The sequence below is a fragment of the Lederbergia wuyishanensis genome (assembly GCF_022900255.1).
In the GTDB taxonomy this organism is placed as follows: Bacteria; Bacillota; Bacilli; order Bacillales; family Bacillaceae_C; genus Lederbergia; species Lederbergia wuyishanensis.
Map to the genome: position 1 here is coordinate 78,667 of NZ_JALIRM010000010.1, position 17,701 is coordinate 96,367.

Consider the following 17,701-nt stretch of genomic DNA (forward strand, 5'->3'; position numbering starts at 1 on the left):
TTTCCTCTTTTATTATCCATTTCATATATTCCACTTTACTACAAGCCCTAAATGTGTGAGTCCCCCTCCAAAGCCGTAAAGCAACAATGTATCCTCATTTTTCACTTTCCCTTCTTCGATACCGAGGTTAAGAGCCAAAGGAATCGACACAGCTGAGGTATTTCCATAATATTTTACACTTGTTAATGTTTTTTCAATCGATATATTTGATTTTTCACATATAGATTCAATCATTCTTAAGTTTGCACTATGGGGTATGAACCAATTAATATTCTCAATATCTAATTGAGCATTTCCTAATAATGTGTGAATTCCTTCTGGTAAAGTCCTTGATGCCCACTTGTATACTTCCCTGCCATTCTGAACGATTTTTCCTGTATCACTCAATGCCTTTCCATCCATAGTCGTCGAAAAAGAGGTACGGTAGACATTAATGCCCCCTTCGCCATTTGTTCCCATATGGGCAGCCAAGAAACTTGGATTTTCGTGATCATATTCCACTAGCATCGCGCCTGCCCCGTCCCCGAATAAAATACAAGTTGTTCTATCTTTATAATCTGTCACTTTGGATAAAGTTTCCGTTGCTACAACTAATATTTTTTTATGGGCGCCTGAGGTAATTAAATTATTTGCGAGGTGTAAAGCATACGTGAAACCCGCACATGTAGCATTCAAATCAAATGCTCCTGTGCAAGGAATGTTAAAGTGATTCTGAATTTGACAGGCAACACTAGGAAACGCATAGTCTGCTGTGGTCGTAGCAACTATAATACAATCAACGTCTTTTACATCTTTATTATATTTTTCAATCAAATCTTCTATTGCTTTATACGCTAACTGGGATGCAAATTCATCATCACCTGCAATCCTTCTTTCCTTCATTCCAGTCCTCTGTACAATCCATTCATCATTCGTATCAACCATTTTTTCCAAATCTTCATTTGTTAATTTCTTCTCAGGGACATAGGTACCGATGGCAGTAATCCGGGCTTTAGATTGAATCATACGATTTCACTCCTTTTTATTTTAATTATACCACCAAGTATTAGCACCTGGTAATAATTCATAAAAAAAAGACTATATCCATTTGGATACAGCCCTGATTGAATTAATAATTCGCATAAAGATTAAAATAGACGGTTCAAGTTAGCCATTTCAATTGCTGAAACCGCTGCATCGTAACCTTTATTCCCCGACTTTGTTCCCGAACGCTCAATGGCTTGTTCGATGTTTTCTGTTGTCACAACACCAAAAATCACCGGCACACCAGTTGTCAAACCTACTGAAGCAATGCCTTTCGCCGCTTCATTACATACATAATCATAATGAGTCGTCGATCCACGTATTACAGTTCCCAAACCGATAATGGCATCATATTTATTTGTTTCCGCCATCTTTTTTGCTATGAATGGGACTTCAAAGGCCCCTGGCACCCAAGCAACATCAATATCTTCTTCAGAAACACCATGACGTTTCAGGCCGTCCAAAGCACCGCCCAATAATTTCCCTGTAAGAAACTCATTAAATCTTCCTACCACTATTCCAATTTTCAAATCCGTTCCGATTAGTTGTGCTTCAAAAACTTGCCCCATTTTTCATCTCTCCTATGCTAAAATATGATTCATTTTTTCTTTCTTGGTCATTAAATATTGTCTATTTTCTTCTACTGCAGGAATCTCTATTGGAACCCGCTCCACAACCTCAATACCATATCTTGTCAAACTTTCAATCTTCTCAGGATTATTCGTTATTAATCTTACTCGTGAAATCCCAAGATCACGAAGCATTTGGGCACATAGCCCATACTCACGCATTTCTGGAGGAAATCCTAGTTTTACATTCGCCTCAACCGTATCAAAGCCTTGTTCTTGCAACTCATACGTTTTTAACTTGTTAATTAACCCTATGCCTCGGCCTTCTTGACTCATATAAAGAATGACTCCTTGTCCAGCCTCTTCAATCATAGCCAATGATTGTATTAATTGTGGTCCGCAATCACAGCGTTTTGAATGAAAAATATCACCTGTCAGACATTCAGAATGAATACGCACAAGAGGAACCTCTCCTTTTGCAGCAATTCCTTTTACAATAGCAACATGTTCTTTACCATCTATCTGATTGGAATAGCCGATCATCTGAAATTCTCCAAATGAAGTTGGCAATTTTACAGATGCTTCACGTTTCACCAATTGATCATGCTTGTATCGATAAGTTACTAAATCTGAAATGGTCACTAATTTCATATTAAATTCCTTAGCCATTTCAATTAGTTCTGGCACTCTTGCCATTTCTCCGTTATCACTCATAATTTCACAAATGACACCTACGGGGCTAGCACCACAAAGTTTTGAAAAATCTACCGCAGCTTCTGTATGACCTTGTCTCTCAAGCACACCATTTTCTTTTGCAACAAGGGGAAAAACATGACCTGGACGACGAAAATCTTCTCCTATTGATTCCGATTTTAAAAGTTTAGTTATGGTTTCAGAACGTTCAAACGCACTAATTCCAGTTTTCGTGTTCTTATGATCAATGCTTACCGTAAAGGCTGTTTGATGATTGTCTGTATTTTCATGAACCATTGGAAATAATTTAAGTTGCTTTGCCAGTTTTTCTGTAATAGGCGTGCAGATCAATCCCCGTCCATGCTTTGCCATAAAATTAATATTTTCAGGTGTAGCATAATCGGCTAGCACCAAAAAATCTCCCTCATTTTCTCGGTTTTCATCATCTACAACAATGATGATTTTGCCTTTTGTCAAATCGTCTATTGCTTCTTCAATAGTGCTAAACATACTCTCTACACCGCCTTTCTTAAAATCCATTAAGTTTTAAAAGATCCATCGTTATTGATGATTCTTTTTGAGTTCGATTCAAATGATTCACTACATATTTAGATAGCAAATCAGTTTCTATATTGACTAATTCCTGCTCTCTTTTATCCCCAAAAATTGTTTGCTTAAAGGTGTGAGGAATTAAGGAAACAGTCAACTTTGTAGGTTGAATATCAAAAATTGTTAGACTGATGCCATCAATAGCAACCGAACCCTTTAACATACAAAATTGGCTCATTTCTTCACTAATCCCAATATCGATATAGACTGCATTTTCAACTTTTCTCTTTCGTAAAATCACACCTGTTCCGTCAACGTGCCCTGATACAAAATGACCCCCAAATCGACCTGTTGATGGCATAGCTCGTTCTAAATTTACCCGATGCCCTATATGTAAAGATTGGATATTTGTGGATTTTACTGTTTCGGGCATAACATCTACCGTAAAGGCAGTAGTGGAATATTCAACAACGGTCAAGCATATACCGTTTACCGCAATGCTATCACCAAGATGAATGTCTTCTAAGATCTTTTTAGATTCTAACGTCAACTGCATACTCCGTAATCCATTCTTTATTGCTTTGACTTTACCTATATCCTCAACAATACCTGTGAACATGGCGTAACCTCATTTCAATACCGATGTGATTTTCAAATCTTCTCCAATTACTTCCACATTTTGATAAGTTAATCCGTAAGCTGCTGGCATTTCCTTAACATTTAAATCACCAAACATTGGAACTGCCGAATTACCTCCGATTATTTTCGGGGCTACATACGTAATGAGTTGATTTACATATCCCGACTTCAAAAAACTGGCATTGATGGTTTTTCCACCTTCGACATAAAGCTTGCTCACCTGGCGCTTTCCAAGGATAGCAAGCACCTCATCAATCTCAATGGAAGAATTCGAGAGTTGAATGATTTCCACATGTGATTGTGTAAAGTTAGTAATCCTATCTTTTTCTACGTCTGAACCCGTAAAAATCCATGTTTTGGATTTGGTGTCGGTAATTACCTTCTTATCAGGCGTTATCTTTAAATGAGTATCTAAAATGATTCGTATCGGTTGTTTTTTTGTCTTCCCATATCTGTTCGTCAACAACGGATTATCAGATAAAACAGTTCCGATTCCGACTAAAATGGCGTCATGTCTCTCACGATCTAAGTGAACATCTTCTTGTACTTCTTTACCTGTTATTTTTTGATCTTTGCCTGCTTCAGCAGCAATTTTTCCATCCAGAGTGATTGCCTGTTTCAAGGTGACAAAAGGTTTTTTGTGTTGAATAAAGTGAAAGAAAGCTTTATTCAGCTCATCCGCTTTTTCTTTCAAAACGCCTGTTTTCACTTCAATCCCAGCATCTCTCAAAAGTCCAATGCCTTTACCTGCGACTAGGGGATTAGGGTCCATTGAACCAATTACAACACGATGCACTCTAGATTCTATTAGTGCATTAGCACATGGAGGTGTTTTCCCATGGTGGCTACACGGTTCAAGAGTAACATAAATCGTACTGCCTTCAGCCCTATCTCCAGCCATTTTCAAAGCATTGATTTCAGCGTGTGGAAATCCTGCTTTTAAATGGGAACCAAATCCGATTATTTCTCCGTCCTTGACAACGACTGCACCTACCGTAGGATTTGGGGAAGTCTGCCCATCGGATACTTGCGCTAGTTTTAAAGCAAAATCCATATAAAACTCGTCGTTCATTTTTCCACCTCCCATCTAAAACCTAACTTTATAGAAAAAGAAAACCTCGTAGATTGATCTCTACGAGGTTTTAGGAGTTTTTCGTATTTTGAGCATGTTTAAACAAACCTTTAGAAGTGTATTTTTCTTCCAAAGAAATAAGCTGTGCTCAATACATCCTTCTCCCATCCAGACTATACTGTCGGCTTTGGACTCTCACCAAATCCTGCCTTTTGCAAGGCTCACGGGCTTAGAATTGCTTCATCACCGTCGATTGGGAATTTCACCCGACCCCGAAGGACTATACCTATTAAGTTTGTCGGAGCTTTCGTAAAATAGAAAACCCCATAGATTAGCTCTACGGGATTAGGAGTTTTTGTATTTTAAGCATGAACAAATAAACCTCTAGAAGTACATTTTTCTTCCAAAGAAATAAGCAATGCTCAATACATCCTTCTCCCATCCAGACTATACTGTCGGCTTTGGACTCTCACCAAATCCTGCCTTTTGCAAGGCTCACGGGCTTAGAATTGCTTCATCACCGTCGATTGGGAATTTCACCCGACCCCGAAGGACTATCTATTTGAAAATCATTGTAACACTATGTGTCATAAAATTCATCTTTTAAAATTTTACAACCAAAATAAAGACTAAAAGAGTTTGCTTATTTATGATACACAAAAAGATACTTTTTTAGTATTAAAAATCCAAAATTAGTTCGAATATCAACTTCGGCTATGAAAACAGATGATCCATCTGGATTTAAACGAATCTTTTTTTCAAGCTTGCGCTAAATGACCAATATATTCATTTTTAGCCCCTAAAATCTACTTTTTCTCTTAATCTCCGTTATTATTTTCTCAACAATCATTTCAATTGATAAAGAGCCATCCAGAATAATATCCGAACTAGGTTTTACGGATTTTTCCATTTCCAAGTAGGCTAGCCTTCCTCTTAATAAATAGTTCGTTAAATCACTTTGAATATTTTCCCATTTATTATTTGAATAATCCCTAGTTATTCTTCTCGCCATAGCAATATCCAATGGGGTGTCTACGTAAACTGCTAAGTCTATACAATCACTTATATTGTCATTTAAGTAGGCAAAAGGATAGTCAAGAATAATATAACGAATGGTTGGATCATCCAGTATACATTGAATATCGGTTATTAACGATTCTAAGTTCCATTCATTATAATCAGCACCATCTTCCACCCATTTGCAAATATCCGTTGGACTTTTATCAAATTCATATTGATCAAAATATAAAGCCTTAGCGTTATCCAATCTTTTCTTTAATCCATTCGTTATGGTTGTTTTTCCACCACCTGAAACAGCGGCAATGGATATTATTATTGGTTTTTGCCCCATCCTCATACCCCTTTCCCTATTAAAAAAGCGAGACTCTTTTTTGTGAGAATCTCGCTTGCTGCAAATCTTATTTTATAGTAAACCTTAATAATCCAAGCCCCACTGTTTACGTAATGTATCCATTGTTTTCATAATGTCGTATGTTTCATCCAATGGCATGATGGAGCTTTCGATTTTACCTTCTCGTAAGCATTTCATTGCTTCTTCCGCTTCGTAAATATAGCCGTGCTGATTACGTTCGTCTTTAAATCCTTCTACTTCTGAACCAGGACGATGTAAATAGGCTCCTGCTCCAAACAAGAAGTTCGGTAAATGGATATAACCTTCTGTTCCATATATATAAGCATCATTAGCCAAATTTAAACGAATGCCTGCATTCAACATGGCTGTTTTTCCATTTCCGTATTCAAAAAGGGCAGAAAACCACTCGTCTACGCCAGTTTCTCCAATGTGCGCACTACTTTTGATGTTGGTAGGTTGAGTTCCAAAAATTAATGAAGCAAATGAAATAGGATAGATTCCAGCATCAAGCATTGCTCCACCACCCAATTTCTTATCTAGCAAGCGGCTTCCTGGGTTCCAGCCAGCATTAAATCCGAAATTGGCAGTCAGCATATTCACTTCACCAATTTTACCTTCTTTAATCCAATTCATTGCCTTAACAACGGCAGGTAAATAACGTGTCCACATTGCTTCCATCAAAAACGTATTATTTTCTCTCGCTGCCTTAATTAATTCTTCGGCCTCTTCAGCATTCATCGTAAATGGTTTTTCACATATAACTGCTTTTCCTGCATTTAAGCATTGCAATACACATTCCTTATGCTGCGGATGAAGAGTTCCTATGTATACAATCTCTAATTCTGGATCTTGTACAAATTCATCATAATTACTATAGGAGCGTGGAATATTGAATTCGCTTGCAAATGCAGCCGCTTTCCCCTCTGTTCTTGAAGCAACTGCAACAAGTTCTGCATTTTCTGATTGTACTAAATCAGAAGCAAATTTACGGGATATATTACCAGGACCCATAATTCCCCATTTAATTTTTCTCTCTGACATGTTTGTTTCCCCTTTCCAGTAATATGTATTTTCTAAATTATAACTCAATTTTTGTTTAAATGCTTTATTTTAAACCAGATACTTTGTGAAGAAGAAGCTTATATGGAAAGTCCAAAACTTTAATCAATCGTTTAATTGAAACATCTAAACGCCTATTTATTTCAATCAATCGATTGATTAATATCTATTTGCTCCTTTTTATTTTAAGTATTTATTTGTTAATTACTGCTTTCCATTTCAATCAAACATTTGATTGAAACGTTGTCTTTTACTATCAATTAATCGTTTGATTAAACCCCTTGGTTATGAAATGTGGCCTACTATTAACTAGCAAGTGCTATATTTAGAGGAAAAACAAAAATATCAATATCCAGATGTTAAAGCTATCAATTTTTTACCTTTCCATGATCGCCCCATTTTTCCTGTAAAAGTTCTATTTCCTTTTCATGTGGTATTTCTTCTTTAGGAGTCTCTAAAACAAATGGGATGTTTGCGAACTGTGGTGTTTGTACCAATTGATCGAACTGAGTCTCTTTTATATATCCCGGTCCAAAAATTGGAGCATGCCGGTCTTTTCCTATGCGAGTATCATATTTAGAATTATTAAAGTGAACAAGCTTTAAATGATCCAAGTATCCAAGGACTAGGGCATTTTCTAAAAATAAATCCCAATTTTCCCCATCCCATAATCCACAAGAAAAAGCATGGCACGTATCAAAGCAAAAACCTATTTTTTCAGGATAATTACACAATCTTCGAATCTGTACAAGTTCCTCCAAAGTTGTACCGAATGCACCGGGGATCCCCGCATTGTTTTCCAGCAATATTTTTGCATTCCCTTCCCACTCGCTAAGAATTTCATTTAACATTTCTATTATTAACTGATAGCTTTCCAGTAGGGTTAGATGACTGACCTCTTTGCCAAAATGAACGACAACACCAATTGAGCCGCAAGCATCGGATATTTCCAAGTCATTTAACAAAGATTGAATCACTTGATTTCGCTTTTGCTCATTAATAGGTGTCAAACTAGTAGGATATGGGGAGTGGCTAACAGAAAGAATGTTATTTTCCTCACAAAACGCCTTACATAAAGCAGCATCATTTTGGTCGAAGTCTTTAACCGATAAACTACGGGGGTTTTTTGGGAAGTATTGAAAAGCTCCAGCATTCATTGAGTATGCACGCTTTGCAGCACCTAAATATCCATCTTTAATTGAAAGGTGACAACCAAATATCATAAATATTCTCCTTCAATGCTGACAATTTTTACAGAAATAGGTTTTTCTAGAGGAAATCTCTGTTTTGATAATAGGTGAACGACAACGCTCACATGATTTTCCTTCAAGACCGTGAACCTTCATAATATTATTATAGCCACCCGTTCGTTTGTCCCCAGAAAAAAGAGGCACGCTCATGTAGCCACCATTCTGTATAGCTTGTTTAAGAATAAACTTTATTGAATCATATAAACGAGCAATATGGTCCTGATCTAGTTCGTGTATTTTTCTTTCAGGTAAAAGCTGTGCATGCCAAAGAATTTCATCAGAATAACGATTTCCAATTCCCGCAATACATTCTTGATTTATTAACGATGTTTTTAAATTGCTTTTTCTCCCTTTCAATGCAGTAAGGAAAGCGTCCAATGAAAAATTTGGGTCCAGCGGTTCTGGTCCAATATTCTGCAGTTCCTTTTCAATCATTTCTGTGGATAATAGATGCAAGTAACCTAGTCGTAACCCAATGAAATATAGATTTTGATTTCCAAACGAAAACTGTACTTGCACGGTTCTATCTGGTTTTTCTTCCTCTTTTCCATAAAACATCCTACCACCTAGCATTAGATGCAATAGCAAACAGGAGCCATTTTGCAGCTGAAAAATTAAATATTTAGCTCTTCTACCAATAGATTCGATTTTCTGATTAATTACTCGCTGTAAAAATTCATTAGTTGGCACATTAATAGACTTTTCTCGATTAATGAAGATATCCGTAATCGTGTTTCCACCTATCTTTTGTTGGAGCATTGATTTATATGTTTCCATTTCAGGCAGTTCTGGCATGATTTCCCTCCAAAAAGGTTTCTGATCCACTGATACAATTTTATTGGTGTTTGGTCGAGGTTGTTTCCGTTAAAGGGTATTCTACTGGATTCTATTCTCATTTAGGAGACTTCTATTCTTGTTTGACAGCTTCCATTCACGTTCGAAGGCATTCTATTCCCGTTCAGACAGCTTTCATTCCCGTTCGAAGGCATTCTATTCCCGTTCAGATAGCTTCTATTCCCGTTTAACTGAGTGCAACTCTCTTCAAGCAAAGTTGACACTTTAAAAATATTATTCCTCAGTTTCTAAAAATCATTACGTTTCACCACAAGAAAAAAGGCTCTTCCTTTTGAAGAACCTCATCTTTACTGTTAAATCCTCTATAACTTCTGCAAGTAATATAGTCGCTAATTCTATTTGTTTTTTGATAAATCCAATTCAGCTGCCTCTTTCCTTCATAATGAATGCCCGCTGCCGCAACCAATATCTAAAACATTTAAATTCTTAACTTCACCTAATAAGTTTAGTTCATCTTCACTTGGTGCCATTGGTCCATATTCAGGAAGCGGATGTCTTCCAAAAAAAGCATTTTGCTGCTACATCCCAGCTTTGTTTATGTTCAGATAAAATACTCTTATTTCATTCTTCCATACTATTATTTACCGGCCTTAAACTCCTAAAGATTAACATCCTCCTAACAATGAATCCAACTCATTATAGTTATCAGAAAGCCAGAGCATTTCCTTTTTAAAACGGGTTGGCGGTCCAGTAAATTGATCCATATCGATTTTAATCCACCAAGTACTTTCCAAGTACCACAAAAATCTTAATGAACTGATAAGCGACTGAGAATCTATTAAAATATGTTCGCAATAGCCCTCTTTAAACGCCTCAATTGTATCAACCTTAAGAGAATTTTCATTTAAAGAGCAAGAGATGATAGCTCTACCAATATCTAGTTGGGGGTAGTCATAATTTAATCTGTCAAAGTCTAGTATTGCACCTAGATGATTTTCTTCAAATAATAGATTATCTGCCCATAAGTCCCTATGAGCCCAACCTGCTTCAATCAATGAAAATTCATCGATTGAAAGTTCTTTCGTTAGTTGATATTGCCTTTCCATAATGGGGACTAAATGCTCCAGTGAAGAATTGTTAACATCTATCAAAACTGAATTCCAGTACTCCATTCTATCCTCTCGACTAGGAGGTGTGAAATTAGTTACTTTCTTTTTCAAAATTGTGCCGTCATTTAACACATGATGCATCAGACCAGTGAATCGACCTAAATCATACATTTGATTGGTATTCATATTTCCCGGAGGAACCACTTGACCATTACAAAACTCCATAACGATAAAAAGTTCACCATTATTGGTTTCAAACATGACCTTACCTTGATATGAAAGCAGCCTTGGGCATGGAAAACCTTGATTATGTAATCTTTGTTGTTGTGAGAAAGCTAATAGTAATTCTTCCTGGTTGTAAAGCTTAAATCTTTCCTTATTATATTGTTTTACTAAAAAGGTGCCTTCGGACGTCGTTATTTTCCACTTTAGATTAAGCCAGCCTCTTTTTATTTGAGAAACTTCTAATATTTGAAAACCAAATATACGTTTACATGTTTTGATAATATCGTTTAATATTACTTCTTCTGATTCAATTACTACCATGCTAAATCTCCCTTACCAACCTATTTTTTCCCTTGTACAAAACCATCAAAAAAACGACCTCCAAGTGGCTCGTAAATTTCGTCAACGAAATTGATAAAAGGCTTTTTATTTCCTTCTTTATAGTAACAATCCAAAGCACTAAAAAACCTCATACTAAGTTTATGGTCATATCTTTGTAATGCCCTTGTTAACCCTTTCCCTCTTCCAGCCCATTGTCCGTTTACTCTTAAAATGAAATCAGCAAGTTGGATAGAAATTGTATTTAAAGTAATAATCGCTTCGTAATGACTTTTTGCATCTAAAAAATCATCAAGGAGGTCGTAAATGAAATATCTTGATGCATTGATAAAGCTTTCACTTAATGGAGTTGGCCCCGCTTTAATGAATTCTATCGCTGTATTTTTAATTTTTGGCGCAGTGCCATTGTCTCTTATAATCTTACCTTCTGCCAACATATTCCCTAATATAGGAATTCCCTTATCTCTATCCATATTGAATTGGTCTAAATATGTTTGTTTATTATGTATGAATACCTCCATTTTCCAACCATATAGAAAAAAACTTTCCCTAAAATTTGTATCAATTGTTTCGTCCATGACGATAATATCCAAATCAGAGGTAGCTGTCTCTTCTCCCCTTGCTGCACTTCCTGCCAAAAAGACAACATTACATAAGGGAAACTTTTCACCAACCATTTTATTTATTGCATCGAACTTTGATAGTTTCATTCATATTCCTCCAATTTGATTCTATCTATTCACTTATTCTTCATTTCTGTACAAAAACCTTCAGTTACTTTTTATATTCAACTTTAAAAAAATGACCCCTCATAACGAGGAATCATAATAATTTCAATACAATCCGACCATCTTTTTTATTTCTTTTAAAAACGGAACCGCAACTGATCTAGCCTTTTCTGCGCCCTTCGCTAAAATTTCATCTAATACCTCTGGTGAAGCCATTAATTCATTATACTTTTCTCGTGGCTGTTCTAGAAATCTATTCATGACACGAAATAATTCCTGTTTTACTTCTCCCCACCCAATTCCTTTTTCATATTGTATTCTCAATTCCTCAATTTCCCTTGGTGCAGCAAACTCTTGATAGAGAGAGAATAAGATAGAAGAGTCCGGGTCTTTCGTTGCTTCGGGCGGTAACGAATCCGTTTTAATTTTATTAATAAGCTTTTTTAATTTCTTTTCATCTTCAAAAAGCGGAATCGTATTATTGTAGCTTTTACTCATTTTTCGTCCGTCCAATCCTGGTAATACTGCTGTGTCTTCTTGAATTTGATATTCTGGCAGTAAAAATGTTTCTCCATAGATATTGTTAAAGCTCTCGGCAATATCGCGGGCGATTTCAACATGTTGGACTTGATCTTTTCCAACTGGAACAATGTTCGTACGAAAAAGTAATATGTCCGCTGCCATCAATATTGGATAAGTAAAAATTCCCATGTTGACCCCAAAGTCTGCATCCTTATCGGCTTGTTTATTGTTTTCCACTATAGCCTTATAAGCATGTGCCCGATTCATCAATCCCTTTGGCGAAAAACATGTCAAAATCCAACTTAACTCGAAAATCTCAGGAACATCAGATTGTCTATAAAAAATCACTTTTTCAGGATCGAGTCCTAATGCAAGCCATGTTGCGGCAATCCCATAAGATAGCTGCCGAAATTCATCCGCATTATGAATTTTTGTCAAACCATGATAATCTGCAATAAAATAAGCTGCTTGATAATCCTCTACCTTTGCCGATTCTAAAGCTGGCTTGATTGCACCAATATAATTTCCTAAATGAATTTTCCCTGTAGGCTTTATACCTGTTAAAATTGTCTTTTTCATGATTTCCCTCCAAACTTTTTATAAAATACAAAAAGGGCTACCCGCCTAAAAAGGACGAGTAACCCGTGGTGCCACCTTCATTCGTTTACAATGTAAACGCACTTATTCCGTACGGAAACGATAAACCATTTCGATACGTTGTCTTTTTTAACGGTAAGACACTCCGCTAGACCTACTGCTATTTCAATCTAGATGCTCAGAAGCCCATTCACCTATAATTCCGCACTGATTCCCACCATCCATCAGCTCTCTAAAGCGTTCATATAGATTACTCTTCTTCTTCATCGCTTACATTTATATTATGTTGTATTTTAAAATATGAAATAATAAATAACAAGACTCCAGAACGCTATTTAATCGACTAAAAATGAATTATAAAAAGGCTTTACAAGCATATATCGACGCCAAAAATTAACATGATTTTAATAATGTTAAAGATTTATTGAATCCGAATGCCTTTTATTAGTTTACCACTGTAGTTCAATAAGTCATGGATTGTAGCTATTGATCGCCCCATCAACACATTATAAAGCTATGCCCAAAATGTTTATAAAGAACTCTCCTCACATTAGAAAAGAGTCGTAAGCCTTAATAATCACTACCCAATTGCTCTGTCATCTTGACAAGCATCTTTCCAAAATCCATGATTCTTTCCTTCACTCGCTTATCAATGATTATATTATCCTCAGGATCAAAGTGGTCAAAATTAACAAATACATTCTTTGGAGGAATAATCCCACCAAGAAAACGAATGATTGGCTCCAAATTAAATTGCGCCACCATAAAATGTTTATCAGAACCGGCATTGGAAATATAACCGACAACTTTTCCTTTAAAAGCTCGCTCTGGCATTAGATCCAACAAGTTTTTTAAGCTCCCAGAAATCGACGCCTGATAAATTGGCGTACCAATCACTATACCATCTGCCTTCAAAATCTTGTTCACCACTGTTTGGGTGTCATCATTATAATAGGATAACGGCACACCTTGCATAAACTCTATATCAAAATCCTTTAGATCAATTAACTCAATTTCTACATCCAAATTGGCTTTCTTCACAGCATATAGACAATCATTAACCATTTGTGATGTTTTTTGACCTGAAAGCGCCCCAGAAATACCGACAATCTTCAAAAAACCTCCTCCAATCAAACTCCTATTTCTATATCTTATTATATCCTTCTTCATTTAAAGATATAGGATATAATGAACCTATATGATGAGAAGGAGGCGTATGTATGAAATCTCGTGATGAAAAATTTATCCTAAAAGAAGCTCAAATCACTTATGATGACTATGTAAAGCTTCCCGATGATGGAAAAAGGTATGAATTGGTAAGTGGAATTCTGGAGTTGATGACTCCTGCACCAACTCCAAAACATCAGATCATTAGCACAAAGTTATTGACCATACTAATGAATAGTTGCCAGCAAGAATACATTATCTTTGCGTCACCAATCGATTTGATTTTATCTAAAACGGAAGCACGTCAGCCTGATATAGTCGTGATTCATCGTAATAATATGGAGATAATTACAAAAAGGGGAATTGAGGGTATTCCAAATTTAGTTGCTGAAATATTGTCACCCCATTCTATTAAAAGAGATAGATTCGAAAAATTTAAAGTTTATGCAAGGTATCGGATTCCTGAATATTGGATTGTCGATCCCGCGAATGAAGTCTTGGAACAATACGTGTTAGTTAATAACAGCTATGAACTTTTGAATGTTTTCGGACGAGAAGATACCGTTCAATCCGAACAAATAAAATGTATTTCTTTTACTATAGCAGAAATTATGGATGCGGCGGCGGAATTGCCGAGATAACTTAGAATATTAACAACCATCCAAATAATAAGTTTGTAGACAAATTAATGTAGAACTACTTCGTACTAATTGAAAACATTTAGCTTTCGAGGAGCCAACTTATGCGGCTAGGAGTTGTCACATTGGGCAATAAGCACTGCAAGAAGGAGAGCAACGAAGAAAGCAATCGTTTGTCAACAGTTAGTAGGCTCCCCTAAATAAGGGGAGCTTCATCGTTTATTTTCTCTTCGAACGCATTCCTTTTACCTTCATAATCTCATCCTGATCAAGCAATTGTTGATATGTTTCACTATCAACATCATAAATAGCCACTTTTCCTTCATCATCATAATGGATTCCCCATCCATAATTTTTTACTAAGGGAGAGGCTCTAAAGCAAGCCTTTGGTTTTGAAAAAAATTGCTCCCGTAGCTCGTCTACATTGATTTCCTCAATTTGATTCTTAATTAAGTACGTTTTAAATTGTATATCGTCTTGAGTGTATTTATAAGGACTATTCTTGATCAAATCATACTCAATGGAAGCAACCGTGGGTTTATCGTTTTTAGCGACAGGTACCTTTGCAGATGTGACCTTTGAATCTTCTGAAATCGTAATGAGAGTGTTTTTGTAGCTCAAAAATTTTCCCTCCTTAATCCAACACATTATTTGGATCGACTAAACTAGAGAAAACCCAAGTTTTCCCTTCATCTTCGGATATAAACTTTGCTAAAACATTACCTCCGAGATAATCTCCATTAGGTCCTTGATTTACTATTAAGATTCCTAGACCATCTTTAAAAACAGGGGCTTCTGCGACAATGAATATTCCTTTATACTCATCTGGGATTGGAACTTCTACTTCTTCCCAATTACTTCCTCCGTCGTTAGTACGATAAAGCAACGGTCTTGGCGGTTGGTCCATTATATTAATCGATCCAAAAGATATGAATCCCAGTTTATCATTAATAAAGTTACCATCCGTCACTAATGAATATATCTCATCCACTGATCCAGCGGCTTCCCACGTTTTTCCTCCATCATTTGTTTTCATCACAAAGTTCGCTTCGCTAGACATCGTTCGATCACATGTAAAAATAAGATAGCCATTCATTACTGATGTAAAACCTACGAATCTTTGACGTACGGAAGGTAATTGATCTTTTATCAATACTTTGTCCCATGTTTTTCCTTGATTCGTTGTTATTAATAGGAACAGTTCTTGATTTGATGATAGTACAAAAGCTGTTTTCTGAGGATAAATGATATAGCTACCGTCTATTAAATAATTTTTAGAGCCGCTGAAATCTCCCCCGAATAATTCTTCTATCGTAGCTGGTACTTCTACCCAACTTTTTCCGTTATTGTATGTTATTTTTAAAATGCCATTTGCGATTTCGTATCGAAAGTCTTCATTTGTTGCTATGCCGGCTTCCTTTTGATAACTTTCCTCATCTTGTACTGTAGGGAGGCCAATCAAACTGTCATTTGAATTCTCAAAGTTTGCTAACGTGTATGTTGCCTCTGCATCCTTTCGAATCCTCAATTTCCAAACAATATTATCAACAAGGCCCTCTTCATTTTCCCCACCAAAACTAGTTTCTACACCTTCTCCTAGCTCCACTTGATAGACGACCGCAACAATGAATTCATTTTCGTTACCCTCTAATAAATGGAATCTTTTAAAATAAGCATTCTTAATCAACCCGTCATCTTTAAAGGATTGCATCAAATCAAACCACAAACGATAAGCAATGGTTTCAGCTTTTGTATCATCTTCACTTACCGTTATTGTTAGTGGTAATTTCTGATGTATTGCTTTTTCGTTAAATTTATCGTTCGGCATATTTCCGATAGGCTCTTTTTCACTTTTAGGATAAAAAAACATCAAACACACTATTGCTATCAGTAAAATAATAATGATAATCCCTAAACGATTTTGTGTGAGTTTCATATACTTTCAACCTCTTTGGTTAATCTTTTCCCTAACATTATCCGATGTCAGTTTCAATAGCAACTTCTTTTCTTCACTTAAATCTATTAAAATTTCTCATCAATTTCAAAAGAGCATGTTTCGAAAAATCGAATTCACATGCTCTTAAAATTATTTAAAGTTTCTTTTTTGTTCTTGGCCAAAGGGGGCGTTGCACATACTTAGTCATTGTATCAAAAATTATTCCCCAATGAGATTCGGTTAATCGACCGATTGGGGTATCTTGTTGAATGGACAAGCTTCTTTTTAATTTCTTCATTTGTAGAGGGGTAAATATACCCTTTAACGCTATATCCATTGATAGATTCGGATTATTAAGGGAATATTCTGCAAGTCCCAGAAAGGTTGCGTAATATTTGTATGAAACAATCGGTTCTACCTTTCTCTTTATCAAAAGTATGGCGGAATCTACCCTTGGTGGAGGTGAGAAATGGTCTCTGGAAATTTCTTTTATATAGTAAAGATCAAACCACATTCTCCACGCTAAAACATAATGATTTTTCACAAATTTTGATGTGAACCGTTTCGCAGCACCTTTTTCCATCACAATGACCCCTCTTTGCAAGCCAGTTAATGGATTATTTAGAAGCATCTTCATAATAGGTGTCGTTATGGAGAAAGGAATATTTGATACAACAACAAATTTTTCTCTCGGCAAATGGATTTTCATTATATCTTGATGAATGATTTTCGTATTTTTGTATTCTGCGGTTTTCTTTGTAAGAATTTCAACGAATTTAGAATCATATTCTACAGCCAATACCTTTCCTGCACGTTCATTTAGGACTGTCGTCAAAGTACCTTTTCCCGCTCCTAATTCTAAAGCTGTATCTTTTTTGCTTATGTTCGCACGATCTACTATTTCATGAAGGAGCTTTTTATTGTGCATTAAGTGCTGACCAGAAAAATTGGGAGGCTCTCCTCGACTTAATTTTTTATTACTATACCTATGTGTTCTTTTGGTCATATGATTTTCCCTCCAATATAATAAATCACAGTCTTCTGCCTGCGATTTAGAGTAAAGGAAAGAAGCCTCGACTTTATAAACAAAAGTTGAAGCTTGAACCATATCCCAAATAATCCACACCAATTAAGGACTAGGGATGTTTCCACAAAAAAGAAAGGCAGAACAATCCACCTTTCTTCACAAATACATATATAATAAGTTTTTTAATGAAGATTATTAAAAAAGGACAGACGGATCCCGTTTACTCTGCTTACAGGCAGAGACTTTAGGCGCTATTCAATTAGCTGCATAAAGTTGAAAAACGCAATCTAATCCATACAATACCCATTTTTCAACAACCCTCCGATCATCAAAGTACTTTTAATCTAACATAGATAGGAAGGCATTACAAAGGTTATTTTCTTTTTATTCCA

Annotated in this window: 17 protein-coding genes, 2 riboswitches and 1 other annotated feature; of the genes, 1 reads left to right on the forward strand and 16 read right to left on the reverse strand. The window is 36.0% G+C overall.

Annotated features, from left to right (window positions below; all coding sequences use genetic code 11):
• Positions 1-21: 21 nt before the first annotated feature.
• The 13 genes from MT489_RS14080 to MT489_RS14140 form a co-directional block, all read right to left on the reverse strand.
• The gene (locus tag MT489_RS14080) at positions 22-1,002 is read right to left on the reverse strand and encodes a ketoacyl-ACP synthase III (RefSeq protein ID WP_244682344.1); all 981 of its coding nucleotides are present in this window, start codon (positions 1,000-1,002) and stop codon (positions 22-24) included.
• A 125-nt stretch (positions 1,003-1,127) separates the two neighbouring features.
• Positions 1,128-1,592 (reverse strand): 6,7-dimethyl-8-ribityllumazine synthase, encoded by a 465-nt coding sequence (ribH, locus tag MT489_RS14085; RefSeq protein ID WP_244682198.1) that lies wholly within the window; start codon positions 1,590-1,592, stop codon positions 1,128-1,130.
• A gap of 12 nt (positions 1,593-1,604) precedes the next feature.
• Entirely contained in the window at positions 1,605-2,795 is a 1,191-nt protein-coding gene (locus MT489_RS14090) for a bifunctional 3,4-dihydroxy-2-butanone-4-phosphate synthase/GTP cyclohydrolase II (protein ID WP_244682199.1), read from the reverse strand.
• A 19-nt stretch (positions 2,796-2,814) separates the two neighbouring features.
• Entirely contained in the window at positions 2,815-3,453 is a 639-nt protein-coding gene (gene ribE, locus MT489_RS14095; protein ID WP_244682200.1) for a riboflavin synthase, read from the reverse strand.
• A 9-nt stretch (positions 3,454-3,462) separates the two neighbouring features.
• A complete protein-coding gene (gene ribD / locus MT489_RS14100; RefSeq protein ID WP_244682201.1) occupies positions 3,463-4,545 on the reverse strand; it encodes a bifunctional diaminohydroxyphosphoribosylaminopyrimidine deaminase/5-amino-6-(5-phosphoribosylamino)uracil reductase RibD in 1,083 nt (360 codons plus the stop codon).
• A 152-nt stretch (positions 4,546-4,697) separates the two neighbouring features.
• A riboswitch (FMN riboswitch) is annotated at positions 4,698-4,829 on the reverse strand.
• A gap of 142 nt (positions 4,830-4,971) precedes the next feature.
• Positions 4,972-5,103: riboswitch (FMN riboswitch) on the reverse strand.
• A gap of 241 nt (positions 5,104-5,344) precedes the next feature.
• Positions 5,345-5,896 carry a nucleoside/nucleotide kinase family protein gene (locus MT489_RS14105; RefSeq protein WP_244682202.1) on the reverse strand — a complete coding sequence of 184 codons (552 nt, stop codon included), beginning with the start codon at positions 5,894-5,896 and terminating at the stop codon, positions 5,345-5,347.
• A gap of 84 nt (positions 5,897-5,980) precedes the next feature.
• A complete protein-coding gene (locus MT489_RS14110) occupies positions 5,981-6,958 on the reverse strand; it encodes a Gfo/Idh/MocA family protein (RefSeq protein ID WP_244682203.1) in 978 nt (325 codons plus the stop codon).
• A gap of 386 nt (positions 6,959-7,344) precedes the next feature.
• Positions 7,345-8,199: a deoxyribonuclease IV gene (locus MT489_RS14115; protein ID WP_244682204.1), complete on the reverse strand. Its 855-nt coding sequence runs from the start codon at positions 8,197-8,199 to the stop codon at positions 7,345-7,347.
• Positions 8,200-8,211: 12 nt separating this feature from the next.
• The gene (mutM, locus tag MT489_RS14120; RefSeq protein ID WP_244682205.1) at positions 8,212-9,021 is read right to left on the reverse strand and encodes a bifunctional DNA-formamidopyrimidine glycosylase/DNA-(apurinic or apyrimidinic site) lyase; all 810 of its coding nucleotides are present in this window, start codon (positions 9,019-9,021) and stop codon (positions 8,212-8,214) included.
• 665 nt (positions 9,022-9,686) lie between these two features.
• Entirely contained in the window at positions 9,687-10,676 is a 990-nt protein-coding gene (locus MT489_RS14125; RefSeq protein WP_244682206.1) for a phosphotransferase, read from the reverse strand.
• Positions 10,677-10,696: 20 nt separating this feature from the next.
• On the reverse strand, positions 10,697-11,404 hold the full coding sequence (locus MT489_RS14130; protein WP_244682207.1) for a nucleotidyltransferase domain-containing protein: 708 nt from the start codon (positions 11,402-11,404) through the stop codon (positions 10,697-10,699).
• A 123-nt stretch (positions 11,405-11,527) separates the two neighbouring features.
• Positions 11,528-12,523 carry a tryptophan--tRNA ligase gene (locus tag MT489_RS14135; protein ID WP_244682208.1) on the reverse strand — a complete coding sequence of 332 codons (996 nt, stop codon included), beginning with the start codon at positions 12,521-12,523 and terminating at the stop codon, positions 11,528-11,530.
• Positions 12,524-12,570: 47 nt separating this feature from the next.
• Positions 12,571-12,817: a binding site (T-box leader), on the reverse strand.
• A 294-nt stretch (positions 12,818-13,111) separates the two neighbouring features.
• The gene (locus MT489_RS14140; RefSeq protein WP_244682209.1) at positions 13,112-13,657 is read right to left on the reverse strand and encodes an NADPH-dependent FMN reductase; all 546 of its coding nucleotides are present in this window, start codon (positions 13,655-13,657) and stop codon (positions 13,112-13,114) included.
• Between the two features lie 104 nt (positions 13,658-13,761).
• Here MT489_RS14140 and MT489_RS14145 point away from each other — a divergent pair, with 104 nt between their 5' ends.
• The gene (locus MT489_RS14145; protein WP_244682210.1) at positions 13,762-14,349 is read left to right on the forward strand and encodes a Uma2 family endonuclease; all 588 of its coding nucleotides are present in this window, start codon (positions 13,762-13,764) and stop codon (positions 14,347-14,349) included.
• 216 nt (positions 14,350-14,565) lie between these two features.
• Here the strand turns inward: MT489_RS14145 and MT489_RS14150 are convergent, their stop codons facing one another.
• The 3 genes from MT489_RS14150 to erm form a co-directional block, all read right to left on the reverse strand.
• Positions 14,566-14,967 carry a DUF6157 family protein gene (locus tag MT489_RS14150; RefSeq protein WP_244682211.1) on the reverse strand — a complete coding sequence of 134 codons (402 nt, stop codon included), beginning with the start codon at positions 14,965-14,967 and terminating at the stop codon, positions 14,566-14,568.
• A gap of 13 nt (positions 14,968-14,980) precedes the next feature.
• Entirely contained in the window at positions 14,981-16,282 is a 1,302-nt protein-coding gene (locus tag MT489_RS14155) for a WD40/YVTN/BNR-like repeat-containing protein (RefSeq protein ID WP_244682212.1), read from the reverse strand.
• Positions 16,283-16,436: 154 nt separating this feature from the next.
• A complete protein-coding gene (gene erm, locus MT489_RS14160; RefSeq protein WP_244682213.1) occupies positions 16,437-17,288 on the reverse strand; it encodes a 23S ribosomal RNA methyltransferase Erm in 852 nt (283 codons plus the stop codon).
• Positions 17,289-17,701 lie beyond the last annotated feature (413 nt).

Coding starts and splice junctions, on each gene's coding strand:
- ribH (WP_244682198.1), bottom strand. CDS start 1,592: ATGGGGCAAGTTTTTGAAGCACAACTAATCGGAACGGATTTGAAAATT.
- MT489_RS14090 (WP_244682199.1), bottom strand. CDS start 2,795: ATGTTTAGCACTATTGAAGAAGCAATAGACGATTTGACAAAAGGCAAA.
- ribE (WP_244682200.1), bottom strand. CDS start 3,453: ATGTTCACAGGTATTGTTGAGGATATAGGTAAAGTCAAAGCAATAAAG.
- ribD (WP_244682201.1), bottom strand. CDS start 4,545: ATGAACGACGAGTTTTATATGGATTTTGCTTTAAAACTAGCGCAAGTA.
- MT489_RS14105 (WP_244682202.1), bottom strand. CDS start 5,896: ATGGGGCAAAAACCAATAATAATATCCATTGCCGCTGTTTCAGGTGGT.
- MT489_RS14110 (WP_244682203.1), bottom strand. CDS start 6,958: ATGTCAGAGAGAAAAATTAAATGGGGAATTATGGGTCCTGGTAATATA.
- MT489_RS14115 (WP_244682204.1), bottom strand. CDS start 8,199: ATGATATTTGGTTGTCACCTTTCAATTAAAGATGGATATTTAGGTGCT.
- mutM (WP_244682205.1), bottom strand. CDS start 9,021: ATGCCAGAACTGCCTGAAATGGAAACATATAAATCAATGCTCCAACAA.
- MT489_RS14125 (WP_244682206.1), bottom strand. CDS start 10,676: ATGGTAGTAATTGAATCAGAAGAAGTAATATTAAACGATATTATCAAA.
- MT489_RS14130 (WP_244682207.1), bottom strand. CDS start 11,404: ATGAAACTATCAAAGTTCGATGCAATAAATAAAATGGTTGGTGAAAAG.
- MT489_RS14135 (WP_244682208.1), bottom strand. CDS start 12,523: ATGAAAAAGACAATTTTAACAGGTATAAAGCCTACAGGGAAAATTCAT.
- MT489_RS14145 (WP_244682210.1), top strand. CDS start 13,762: ATGAAATCTCGTGATGAAAAATTTATCCTAAAAGAAGCTCAAATCACT.
- MT489_RS14155 (WP_244682212.1), bottom strand. CDS start 16,282: ATGAAACTCACACAAAATCGTTTAGGGATTATCATTATTATTTTACTG.
- erm (WP_244682213.1), bottom strand. CDS start 17,288: ATGACCAAAAGAACACATAGGTATAGTAATAAAAAATTAAGTCGAGGA.